At 72.1% G+C, this 11,769-nt stretch carries 7 protein-coding genes; 1 reads left to right on the forward strand and 6 read right to left on the reverse strand.

Going from position 1 to position 11,769, the window contains the following annotated elements; translation table 11 throughout:
- Positions 1 to 29 precede the first annotated feature (29 nt).
- The 5 genes from FBY23_RS04260 to FBY23_RS04280 form a co-directional block, all read right to left on the reverse strand.
- Complete coding sequence (locus FBY23_RS04260; protein ID WP_141797014.1) at positions 30 to 3,440, reverse strand: pyruvate carboxylase; 3,411 nt, start codon at positions 3,438 to 3,440, stop codon at positions 30 to 32.
- A gap of 17 nt (positions 3,441 to 3,457) precedes the next feature.
- A complete protein-coding gene (locus tag FBY23_RS04265; protein WP_141797015.1) occupies positions 3,458 to 4,726 on the reverse strand; it encodes a 2-oxo acid dehydrogenase subunit E2 in 1,269 nt (422 codons plus the stop codon).
- 11 nt (positions 4,727 to 4,737) lie between these two features.
- On the reverse strand, positions 4,738 to 7,383 hold the full coding sequence (gene aceE, locus FBY23_RS04270; protein ID WP_141797016.1) for a pyruvate dehydrogenase (acetyl-transferring), homodimeric type: 2,646 nt from the start codon (positions 7,381 to 7,383) through the stop codon (positions 4,738 to 4,740).
- 84 nt (positions 7,384 to 7,467) lie between these two features.
- A complete protein-coding gene (locus FBY23_RS04275; protein ID WP_141797017.1) occupies positions 7,468 to 8,364 on the reverse strand; it encodes a LysR family transcriptional regulator in 897 nt (298 codons plus the stop codon).
- A 137-nt stretch (positions 8,365 to 8,501) separates the two neighbouring features.
- Positions 8,502 to 9,158, reverse strand: coding sequence for a lipoyl protein ligase domain-containing protein (locus tag FBY23_RS04280; protein ID WP_160158154.1), 657 nt, complete (start codon positions 9,156 to 9,158; stop codon positions 8,502 to 8,504).
- A gap of 53 nt (positions 9,159 to 9,211) precedes the next feature.
- On the opposite strand from FBY23_RS04280, the gene FBY23_RS04285 reads away from it, so the two are divergent.
- Entirely contained in the window at positions 9,212 to 10,786 is a 1,575-nt protein-coding gene (locus FBY23_RS04285) for an FMN-binding glutamate synthase family protein (RefSeq protein ID WP_141797019.1), read from the forward strand.
- On the opposite strand, the gene FBY23_RS04290 is transcribed toward FBY23_RS04285, so the two are convergent.
- The gene (locus tag FBY23_RS04290; protein ID WP_141797020.1) at positions 10,754 to 11,764 is read right to left on the reverse strand and encodes a LacI family DNA-binding transcriptional regulator; all 1,011 of its coding nucleotides are present in this window, start codon (positions 11,762 to 11,764) and stop codon (positions 10,754 to 10,756) included. The genes FBY23_RS04285 and FBY23_RS04290 overlap by 33 nt on opposite strands.
- Between the last annotated feature and the right edge of the window lie 5 nt (positions 11,765 to 11,769).

Consider the following 11,769-nt stretch of genomic DNA (forward strand, 5'->3'; position numbering starts at 1 on the left):
CCGATCCACCGACGGCTGGCTACTACGCGTCACCCCAGCTCGAGCACCAGGTCCCCGCCGTCGACGGGGTTCGTCCCGCGGATCGCGAGCCGCTCGACGACACCGCCCACCGGCGCGGTGATCGAGGCCTCCATCTTCATCGCCTCGATGGTGGCGACGGTGTCGCCGGCCGCGACCTCGTCGCCCTCGGCGACGGTGACGGTGACGACGCCCTGGAACGGGGCGGCGACGTGGCCGGGCTTCGCGGGGTCGGCCTTCTCGGCGGCGGCGACCTCGGCGGACACGGAGCGGTCGCGCACGGAGATCGGGCGGATCTGGCCGTTGAGGCGGGCCAGGACGGTGCGGTAGCCGCGCTCGTCGGGCTCGCCGATCGCCTCGAGCTCGACGAGGACACGCTTGCCCTCGTCGATGTCGACGGCGTGCTCGGTGTCGGGCTGGAGGCCGTAGAGGAACTCGGCCGTCGGTACGACGGACAGGTCGCCCCAGCGGGCCCGCGCCTCGGCGTACTCACGCGTCGGGCCGGGGAAGAGCAGCTCGTTCAGCGTCCCGCGCCGGTCGGAGACCAGCCCCGCCTCTGCCTCGGGCGACAGCTCCTCGGCGGGCGGGGTCCAGGGGCGGCCCTCGATCGCGCGGGAGCGGAAGGGCTCGGGCCAGCCGCCCGGCGGGTCGCCGAGCTCGCCGTGGAGGAACCCGATGACCGACGCCGGGATGTCGTACGACGACGGGTCGGCCGCGAACGCCTCTGCTGTCTGGATGGGGTCCGCGCCGCTGTTGATGGAGTTGGCCACGAGGGCGAGGGCCAGGTCGCCGATCACCTTGGAGGACGGGGTGACCTTGGGGACGCGGCCGAGGATGTCGTTGGCGGCGGCGTACATGTCCTCGACCTGCTCGAACTTCTCGCCGAGGCCGAGCGCGATGGCCTGCTGGCGCAGGTTGGAGAGCTGGCCGCCGGGGATCTCGTGGCGGTACACGCGCCCGGTCGGGGCAGGCAGGCCGGACTCGAAGGGCGCGTAGAGGCGGCGGACCGCCTCCCAGTAGGGCTCCAGTGCGTTGACGGCTGCCAACGAGAGCCCCGTGGAGCGCTCCGAGTGGTCGGTGGCCGCGACCAGCGAGGACAGCGGCGGCTGGGAGGTGGTGCCGGCCATCGACGCGGTCGCGGCGTCGACGGCGTCCACCCCGGCCGCGATCGCGGCGGTGAGGGTGGCGAGCTGGCCGCCGGCGGTGTCGTGGGTGTGCAGGTGCACCGGCAGGTCGAACCGCTCGCGCAGCGCGGTCACCAGGGTGGTCGCGGCCGGGGCGCGGAGCAGCCCGGCCATGTCCTTGATCGCCAGCACGTGCGCGCCGGCGTCGACGATCCTCTCCGCCAGGCGCAGGTAGTAGTCGAGCGTGTACAGGTCCTCGCCCGGCGACGAGAGGTCGCCGGTGTAGCAGAGCGCGACCTCGGCGACCGCGGTCCCGGTGGCGCGCACCGCGTCGATCGCGGGCCGCATCTGCTCGACGTCGTTGAGCGCGTCGAAGATCCGGAACACGTCGATGCCGGTGGCGGCGGCCTCCTCGACGAAGGCGTCCGTCACGGCGGTGGGGTACGGCGTGTAGCCGACCGTGTTGCGCCCGCGCAGCAGCATCTGCAGGCAGATGTTCGGCACGGCCGCGCGCAGCTTGGCCAGCCGGTCCCAGGGGTCCTCGGAGAGGAAGCGCAGCGCGACGTCGTACGTCGCCCCGCCCCAGCACTCCAACGACCACAGCTCGGGCGTCATCCGGGCCACGTGCCCGGCCACGCCGACCAGGTCGTGGGTCCGCACGCGCGTGGCGAGCAGTGACTGGTGGGCGTCGCGGAAGGTCGTGTCGGTGACGGCCACGCCGGTCCGGGCGCGCAGCTCCGCGGCGAAGGCATCCGGGCCGACGGCGAGCAGCCGCTGCCGCGACCCGTCCGGCACGGCGGCCGCGACGTCGAGAGAAGGGAGCTTCGCGACCGGGGCGACCGAGACGGGGATGCCACCGTGCGGCTGGTTGACCGTCACGTCGGCCAGGTAGGTGAGCAGCCGGGTGCCGCGGTCGCCCGACGCGCGGGCGGTCAGCAGCTGCGGGTGGGTCTCGATGAACGACGTCGTCACGGCGCCGGTGGAGGCGGCCGCGAAGTCGGGATCGTCGAGCAGTGCCTGCAGGAACGGGATGTTCGTGGCCACACCACGGATCCGGAACTCCGCCACCGCGCGCCGCGCGCGGGCGACGGCGTCCTCGAAGGTCCGGCCGCGGCAGGTGAGCTTGGCGAGCATCGAGTCGAAGTGCGGGCTGACCTCGGCGCCGGTGAAGGTGGTGCCGCCGTCGATCCGCACGCCCGCCCCACCCGGTGAGCGGTACGCCGTGATGGTGCCGGTGTCGGGACGGAACCCGTTGGCGGGGTCCTCGGTCGTGATCCGGCACTGCAGCGCGGCACCTCGCAACCGCACGGAGTCCTGGGCGAGCCCGAGGTCGGCGAGGGTCTCGCCGGACGCGATCCGCAGCTGGGCCTGGACCAGGTCGACGTCGGTGACCTCCTCGGTCACCGTGTGCTCGACCTGGATCCGCGGGTTCATCTCGATGAACACGTAGTTGCCGGCCGGGTCGAGCAGGAACTCCACGGTGCCGGCGCACGAGTAGCCGATCTCACGGGCGAAGCGCACCGCGTCGGCGCACATCCGCTCCCGCAGCTCCGGATCGAGGCCGGGCGCCGGGGCGATCTCGACGACCTTCTGGTGCCGCCGCTGCACCGAGCAGTCGCGCTCGAAGAGGTGGATCACCTCGCCGGCGCCGTCGGCCAGGATCTGCACCTCGATGTGCCGCGGGTCGACCACCGCCTGCTCGATGAAGACAGTTGGGTCGCCGAACGCGCCCTCGGCCTCGCGCATGCAGGTCTCGATCGCCTCGCGCAGCTGGGCCCGGTCGTCGACGCGGCGCATGCCTCGCCCGCCGCCACCGGCGACCGCCTTGACGAACAGCGGGGCCGGGATCGCCTCGGCCGCCGCGAGCAGGGCGTCGACGTCGGTCGACGGGTCCACGCTCTGCAGCGTCGGTACGCCGGCCGCCCTGGCGGCCGCGATCGCCCGCGCCTTGTTGCCGGTCAGGGTCAGCACCTCGGCCGAGGGACCGACGAAGGTGATGCCGGCCGCCGTACACGCCTCGGCCAGCGCCGGGTTCTCCGACAGGAAGCCGTAGCCCGGGTAGATCGCGTCCGCCCCACAGGCCACCGCCGCCGCCACGATCGCCTCGGGATCGAGGTAGGACCGCACCGGGTGCCCGCGCTCGCCGATCTCGTAGGCCTCGTCGGCCTTCAACCGGTGCTCGGAGCCCCGGTCCTCGTGGGGGAACACGGCGACCGTCGCCGCCCCCAGCTCGTAGGCCGCACGGAAGGCACGGATCGCGATCTCGCCACGGTTGGCGACCAGGACCTTCGAGAACATCGGGACTCCTGCGGGATCTAGAGCGAGAGGCGGCGTACGTCGGCGGCCAGGTGGGCGAGGTGCGCGGTGAACCGGGCAGCCAGCGCGCCGTCGATCACCCGGTGGTCGTAGGAGAGGCACAGCGGGAGCATCAGCCGGGGGACGAAGGTCTCGCCGTCCCAGACCGGTGCCATCTTCGAGCGTACGACGCCGAGGATGGCCACCTCGGGTGCGTTGACGATCGGCGTGAACGCGGTGCCGCCGATGCCCCCGAGGCTGCTGATCGTGAACGTCGCGCCCTGCATGTCGGTCGCGGTCAGCTTGCCGTCGCGGGCCCGGGACGAGAGGTCGGCGAGGTCGCGGCTGATCTCGAGGATGCCCTTGCGGTCGACGTCGCGCACGACCGGGACGACCAGGCCGTCGGGGGTGTCGACGGCGACGCCGACGTGCACGTAGTCCTTGAGTACGAGCTCCTCGCCGGACAGCGAGCTGTTGACCTCGGGGTACTTCCGCAGCGTCGCGGCCGCGGCCTTGAGCAGGAAGCTGAGCAGGGTGACCCGGTAGCCGTCGGCCTTCGCGGCCTCGTCGAGCTCGCGGCGGTAGGCGTCGAGGTCGGTGATGTCGGCCTCGTCGGAGTGCGTGACGTGGGGGACGTTGAGCCAGGACCGCTGCAGGTGCGGGCCGGAGATCTTCTTGATCCGTGAGAGGGGGACGCGGCGCACCGGGCCGAACTTCGAGAAGTCGACCTCGGGGACGGACGGGATCCCCGCACCTGCGGGGGATCCGCCGGCCGCGGGTGCGACGGCGCGGTCGTAGTGGGTGAGCAGGTCCTGCTTGGTGACCCGGCCCTTCGGGCCGCTGCCGCTCACCGTGGTGAGGTCGATGTCGAGCTCGCGGGCGAGGCGTCGTACCAGCGGCGTGGCCCGCAGGCCGTCCCCGGAGGTCGAGGAGGGCGCGCTAGCGCCCGTCACGAGACCCGGTGAGGTGGTGCTGGGACCGTCGGCGGAGGTTCCGGGGTCTCGTGACGGTTGCTGCGCAACCTCCTCGACCTCCGGAGCGGCAGGCGCGGCCTCCGCGACAGCCGTCTCCGCGACCGCGATCACGGTGCCCTGGCTGACCGTGTCGCCCACCTTCACCGAGACCGACACGATGGTGCCGTCGACGGGGGAGGGCACCTCCATGGTGGCCTTGTCGGTCTCCAGGGTGATGAGCGGGTCCTCGGCGCGCACGACGGCGCCGGGAGCGACGAGCACCTCGATGACGGGTACGTCGGAGAAGTCGCCGATGTCCGGAACCTGAATGTCCATGCTTGCTGTCCTCACGCGTGGGCCGGGTCGGCCCGGTCGGGGTCGATGCCGTACTTCTCGATCGCCTCGGCGACGACGTCGGGGGTGACGACGCCTTCGTCGGCCAGGCGGCGCAGGGCGGTGACGGCGATGAAGTGCCGGTCCACCTCGAAGTGCCGGCGCAGGTTGCGCCGGTAGTCGGAGCGGCCGAAGCCGTCGGTGCCCAGTGCGGTGTAGCTGCCGGGCACGAACCCGCGGATCTGGTCGGCGTACGCCTTCATGTAGTCGGTCGCGGCCACGACGGTCCCCGACGCGGAGCCGAGGCACTGCGCGACGTACGACGTCCGCGCCTCCTCCAGCGGGTGCAGGGTGTTCCACCGCTCGACAGCCAGGCCGTCGCGCCGCAGCTCGGTGAAGCTCGGCACGCTCCAGACGTTCGCCTTGACCTTGAAGTCCTTGGCGAGCAGCTCGGCGGCGGCGATCACCTCGCGCAGGATGGTGCCCGAGCCGAGCAGGTCGACCTTGGCGGCGCCGCGGCCCTTTCCGGGCTGCAGGAGGTACATCCCCTTGAGGATCCCGTCGGCGGCGCCCTCGGGCATCGGCGGGTGCTCGTAGTTCTCGTTCATCAGGGTCAGGTAGTAGAAGACGTCCTCCTGCTCGGCGTACATCCGGCGCAGGCCGTCGGCGACGATGACCGCCAGCTCGTAGGCGTACGTCGGGTCGTAGGCGACGCAGTTGGGGATCATCGCGGCCTGCAGGTGGCTGTGCCCGTCCTCGTGCTGGAGGCCCTCGCCGTTGAGCGTGGTCCGGCCGGCGGTGCCGCCGAGCAGGAAGCCGCGGGCGCGCATGTCGCCGGCGGCCCAGGCGAGGTCGCCGATCCGCTGGAACCCGAACATCGAGTAGTAGATGTAGAACGGGATCATCGCGGTGTCGTTGCTGGAGTACGACGTCGCGGCGGCGATCCACGACGACATCGCGCCGGCCTCGTTGATGCCCTCCTGGAGGATCTGGCCGCTGGCGTCCTCCTTGTAGAACATCAGCTGGTCGGCGTCCTCGGGCGTGTAGAGCTGCCCGCTCTGCGAGAAGATCCCGACCTGCCGGAACAGGCCCTCCATGCCGAAGGTGCGCGCCTCGTCGGGCACGATCGGGACGACCCGCTTCCCGATCTCCTTGTCCCGCAGCAGCTTGGTCAGGATCTGGACGAACGCCATGGTCGTCGAGATGGCGCGACCGTTGGAGCCGCCGGTCTGGCCGAGGGCCTCGACACCGGGCACGTTCAGCGCGGTCGACGTACGACGGCGCTCGGGCAGGTAGCCGCCGAGCTCCTTGCGCCGCGCGTGCAGGTAGGCGTGCTCCTCCGACCCCTCCGGGAAGGAGAGGTAGGGCAGGTCGAGGAGCTGCTCGTCGGCGATCGGGATGGAGAACCGGTCGCGGAAGGCGCGCAGGGCGGGCTCGGCGACCTTCTTGGCCTGGTGGCTGATGTTCATGCCCTCGCCCGCCGAGCCGAGGCCGTAGCCCTTGACCGTCTTGGCCAGGATCACGGTGGGCGTGCCGGTGTGGGCGTTCGCGGCCGCGTAGGCGGCGTACACCTTCTGCGGGTCGTGACCGCCGCGGGTGAGCCGCCAGATCTCGTCGTCGCTCCAGCCGGCCACCATCTGCGCCAGCTCGGGGTCGACACCGAAGAAGTGCTCGCGGACGTAGGCGCCGTCCTTGGACTTGAAGGTCTGGTACTCGCCGTCGACGCACTCCATCATCCGTCGCTTCAGCGCGCCGGTGGTGTCCTTGGCGAGCAGCTCGTCCCAGCCGGAACCCCAGATCACCTTGATGACGTTCCAGCCGGCGCCGCGGAAGACGCCCTCGAGCTCCTGGATGATCTTGCCGTTGCCGCGCACCGGGCCGTCGAGGCGCTGCAGGTTGCAGTTGACGACGAAGACGAGGTTGTCGAGCTTCTCCCGCGCAGCCATCGAGATCGCGCCGAGCGACTCGGGCTCGTCGGTCTCGCCGTCGCCGAGGAAGGCCCAGACCTTGCGGCCCGCGGTGTCGGCGAGGCCCCGGGCGTGGAGGTACTTGAGGAAGCGCGCCTGGTAGATCGCCATCAGCGGGCCGAGGCCCATCGAGACGGTCGGGAACTGCCAGAAGTCGGGCATCAGCCAGGGGTGCGGGTACGACGACAGGCCGTTGCCGCCGGTCTCCTGGCGGAAGCTGTCGAGCTGCGCCTCGGTGAGCCGGCCCTCGAGGAAGGCGCGGGCGTAGATGCCGGGGGAGAGGTGGCCCTGGACGTAGACGAGGTCGCCGCCGTGCTTCTCGGTCGGGGCGTGCCAGAAGTGCTGGAAGCCGACGTCGTACAGGGTCGCGGCGGACTGGAAGCTGGCGAGGTGGCCGCCGAGCTCGGTGGAGTCCTTGTTGGCGCGCAGCACCATGGCGAGCGCGTTCCAGCGGATCGCGGAGCGGATCCGGTGCTCGACCGCGCGGTCACCGGGATGGGTCGGCTCGTCGTCGGCCGGGACGGTGTTGACGTACGGCGTGGTCGCCACGAACGGCACGCGGGACCCGAGGCGCTGGGCCTCCTCGAGCACCTGGTCGAGCAGGTACTTCGTGCGCGCCTCGCCCTCGAACTCCAGGACGGCCGCGAGCGCGTCGCGCCACTCCTGGGTCTCGGCAGGATCGATGTCGGTCAACGGAGGTCCTCGGGTCGGTGGTGATGGCCGTCACCATCCTCCGATCCCGGCTGGAATGCGTCCAATGCCTAGTTCTCGGTTGATCTATGCATCAGCAACATGGATCTTCCGGCTCGTCCGAAGCACGTGCTCGCGGAAGTGCGCCGACGCCGGCGGCAGGCTGCGGTCGCGGACCCAGGCCAGCCCGATCTCGCGCGAGGCGCGCACGTCCTTGACCCGGATCGAGGGTGCGGCCGGGGACGCGCCACCGCGCGGCTCGGGCAGCAGCGCGACACCGAGGCCCGCCGAGACCAGGCCGCGCAGGGTCTCGACCTCCTCGCCCTCGAACCCGATCCGCGGTGCGAAGCCGACCTCGGCGCACAGGTCCTCGGTGACCGTGCGCAGGCTGAAGCCGGGCTTGAGCACGATGAACTGCTCGTCCCGGACGTCCTCGAGGCGAGCCGTACGGCGACGGGCGAGCCAGTGGTCGGGTGGTACGACGAGCCGCAGCGGCTCGAGGAACAGCCGCCGGCTCTCCAGCTGGGGCAGGTCCGGCCGGTCGCCGGTGATGGCGAGGTCGACCGCGCCGCCGAGCAGGTCGTCGATCAGCCCCTCGTCGCCGTGCTGGCGCAGGTCGAAGCGCACCTGGGGCCGCTTGGCGCGGAACTCGCGGATCAGCTCGGGCACCAGCCAGGTGCCGAGCGTGTGCAGGAAGGCGACGGGCACGAAGCCCCCGTCCGGCGCGGTGATGTCCTGCACCGAGCGCACCCCGCGCTCGTAGGACTCGATCGTCTCCCGCGCATGGAGGGCCAGCTCTCGGCCGGCCGGCGTCAGCACCAGGCCGCGCCCGACCCGCTGGAACAGCGGCGTGCCCACCTCGCGCTCGAGCCGGGCCAGTGCGCGGGACACGGCGGGCTGGGTGCGGTGCACCTGCTCGGCCGTCTCGGTCACGGTACTGCCGTCGGCCACGGCAAGGAATGCGCGGATGGTGTCCAGCTCCATGAACCCATGTTCTCAGCGCATGGGTTCTCCGGCCAGGTCCACGGTGTCGGGTTCTCCGGCGCCCCCTACGTTCTGGTCGCGTGCCGTGCGAATTCGCAGCCAATTCGTATGGGGCGCCGAGAGAACCCGGCCCGACCTCAGGTGAGCTCGTTCAGGATCGCGGCGCGCAGCTCGGCCAGGCGGTCGCCCACCCCGGTGGCCCGGTCGACCAGGTCCGCGCCGGCGGCCGCCCGGTCGGGAGTCGTCAGGTCGAGCAGGTCGAGGACGTCGTACGGGTCCCAGCGGTCGTAGGCGATGCACTGGAACCGCGCTCCGGCCTTGGTGCGGCGCTGGGAGATGCCGACCAGCTTGCGGCCGCCGACGAGCACCTCGCCCGGGCCGAGCGCCGCGAAGCAGACCAGCCGACCCCACGGCGTCTGCTCGAGCCCGCCGCGGTACAGCTCGGAGTCGATCCCCAGGCGCGCCAGCGCCCGCTGCCACGCCTCGCCGAGCCAGTACACCGACTCCCGCACGTCGTCGCTCCACCGCTCGTCGTGGCGCGGCACCACGACGTCGATCCAGACCGACCGCGCAGGGTCGACGTGGACCGCGCCGCCGCCGCTGCGTCGTCGTACGACGTCGATGTGAGCGGCGGCCGTCGCCTCCGCCGAGGCGGTCGTGTGGTCCTGGGCGCTGCCGAGGACCAGTGCCGGGGCGGAGGGCTCGAAGGACCACACCTCCGCCTCGGCGAGGTCGTCCGGGATCACCCGGGCGTGGAAGTCCGCGATCGAGCCGGTGACGTGGCGCAGCTGCACGCCTGGATTCTGCCGCAGAGGCTGGCAGGCTCCGTCCCGGGTAGCGCATGCCCATGAAGGCCAGCGGATGGGCGATCCCGGCCGCGGTGGTCGCCGGGGTGGCTGGGGTGGCGGCTCGTGACCTCAGGCAGCGCAAGCACGCGCTGCTGCGCAACTTCCCGGTCCTCGGCCACGCGCGCTACCTGCTGGAGGCGATCGGTCCTGAGCTGCGGCAGTACGTCGTCGCGGGCAACGACGAGGAGCGACCGTTCTCCCGCGACCAACGGCGCTGGATCTACGCCTCGTCGAAGCTGGAGAACAACTACTTCGGCTTCGGCACCGACAACGACGTCGAGCACACCGAGGGCTACACGATCATCAAGCACCGCACCTTCGGCGACACCGCGCCGCCCTCCCACACCCACGCGGGAGAGGAGACACCGCTGCCGTCGGCGAAGGTGCTCGGCGCGGCCCGCGGGCGTCCGGCCGCCTTCCGGCCGGAGTCGCTGGTCAACATCTCGGCGATGAGCTTCGGCTCGCTGTCGCACACCGCCATCGAGGCCCTCAACCGCGGCGCGGCCCTGGCCGGATGTCTGCACAACACCGGGGAGGGCGGGCTGTCGCCGTACCACCGCAACGGCGGTGAGCTCGTGCTGCAGATCGGCACCGGCTACTTCGGCTGTCGCGACAGCCGCGGCCGTTTCGACCTGCAGCGGCTCAAGGACGTCGTGGCCGGTGCGCCCGTACGGGCGATCGAGGTCAAGCTCAGCCAGGGAGCGAAGCCCGGACTCGGCGGCCTCCTGCCCGGGGCGAAGGTGACGGCGGAGATCGCGGAGATCCGCGGGATCGAACAGGGCAAGGACTGCGTGAGCCCCTCGCGGCACGCCGAGTTCTCCGACGTCGACAGCCTGCTGGACTGGATCGAGCTGATCGCCGCCGAGACGGGGCTCCCGGTCGGCATCAAGGCAGCGGTCGGAGTGATGGACTTCTGGGAGGACCTCGTCGCCCAGATGGGCAGCACCGGCAGGGGAGTCGACTTCGTGACCGTCGACGGCGGAGAGGGCGGCACCGGCGCCGCGCCGATGATCTTCAGCGACTCGGTGTCGCTGCCGTTCCGCTTCGGCTTCCCGCGGGTGTACGCCGCGTTCGCGCGTGCCGGTCTCGCCGACGACGTGACCTTCGTCGGGTCGGGCAAGCTGGGCCTTCCCGACAACGCCGTCGTCGCTCTCGCGCTCGGGTGCGACATGGTCAACGTCGGGCGGGAGGCGATGCTGTCGATCGGCTGCATCCAGGCACAGAAGTGCCACACCGACACCTGTCCCACCGGGGTGGCGACGCAGAACCGTTGGCTGGCCCACGGCCTCGACCCCGCCCTCAAGTCGGTTCGGTACGCCAACTACGTGAAGACGCTGCGTCGCGACCTGCTGAAGGTCAGCGAGACGTGCGGGGTCGTGCACCCGGGCCTCATCGACGCCGGTGACATCGAGATCCTGTTCGCGCAGCGCGAGACCCTCTCCTTGCGCGAGCTGGTCGGCTACGAGCCGGGCTGGGGTGGCGTCTCCGAGGGCGACCGGGCGGCGATCACCGCGTTCATGGCCGGCGCGCCGAGCGGGGGCTCACGACCTGAGTCGCCCACCGCGACCGGCTGAGGGCCGTCGCGTCGAGGACGCCCGGACCACCAGGTCGGTCGCGAGGTCGGCGCGGACCGTGGGAGGGGCGCCGGCCAGCGTCGCGGCCAGTGCGTCGACCGCGGCGGTGATCGTGTCGGCGGGGCGCAGGGAGACGGTGCTGATGGGCGGCGACGTGGAGGCGTACGTCGGGTCCTCGCTCGCGGTGACGACGAGCACGTCGTCGGGCACCCGGAGCCCGAGGGCGTCGGCGGCGGCGAGGACGCCGCGTCCGCTGTCGTCGAGCAGCCCGTAGACCGCGTCGGCGCCCTCGCGGAGCAGGCGCTCGGCCTCGGCGCGACCGACCGGGTCGGTGCTGTCGAGCAGGGCGATCCGGGGCGTGCGCACCTGGGCGCGGTACGCCGCCACGCAGTCGCGCGTGTAGTGGTCGGAGGTGTTCTGCGCGAGCAGCGCGATCCGCCGGGCGCCCTGCTCGCGCAGGTGGCCGAGCACCTTCGCCATGGTCGCGGCGTGGTCGTTGTCGACCCAGGAGTCGCGGGGGCCGAGCTGGTGGGGCTGGCCGTCGAAGGCGATCGGGATGCCGCGGGCACGCAGCACCTCGGCCGCGGGATCGCCCTCGGGGGAGTCGAGCAGGACCACGCCGTCGGCCGACACCGCGTGCCAGCCGTCGACGTCGAGGCTGGCGGGCAGCACGGTGAGGGCGTAGCCGTGGGCGTGCGCCGCGGACGTGGCGGCGGCGACCATCTGGGCGTAATAGGCGACCTCGGCGAAGTTCCAGGTCTGCTCGCCGAAGGTGGTGACCGCCAGGGCCAGGACGCCGGTGCGGCCCGTGCGCAGGGTGCGGCCAGCGGCATTGGGCCGGTAGCCCATCGACGCGGCCACTTCGCGCACCCGGGTCCGGGTCGCGGCCGAGGCGCGGCCGGTGTCGTTGAGGGCGTTGGACACCGTCGCCACGGACACCCCGGCGGCGCGGGCGACGTCGAGGGCGGTCGGCCTCATCTGCG

The organism is Nocardioides sp. SLBN-35, assembly GCF_006715725.1.
Taxonomy (GTDB): Bacteria; Actinomycetota; Actinomycetes; order Propionibacteriales; family Nocardioidaceae; genus Nocardioides.

What these genes read in the sequence shown, in the direction of transcription:
- FBY23_RS04290 (WP_141797020.1), bottom strand. Translation starts at nt 11,764, where the DNA reads ATGAGGCCGACCGCCCTCGACGTCGCCCGCGCCGCCGGGGTGTCCGTG.
- FBY23_RS04285 (WP_141797019.1), top strand. Translation starts at nt 9,212, where the DNA reads ATGAAGGCCAGCGGATGGGCGATCCCGGCCGCGGTGGTCGCCGGGGTG.
- FBY23_RS04260 (WP_141797014.1), bottom strand. Translation starts at nt 3,440, where the DNA reads ATGTTCTCGAAGGTCCTGGTCGCCAACCGTGGCGAGATCGCGATCCGT.
- FBY23_RS04275 (WP_141797017.1), bottom strand. Translation starts at nt 8,364, where the DNA reads ATGGAGCTGGACACCATCCGCGCATTCCTTGCCGTGGCCGACGGCAGT.
- FBY23_RS04265 (WP_141797015.1), bottom strand. Translation starts at nt 4,726, where the DNA reads ATGGACATTCAGGTTCCGGACATCGGCGACTTCTCCGACGTACCCGTC.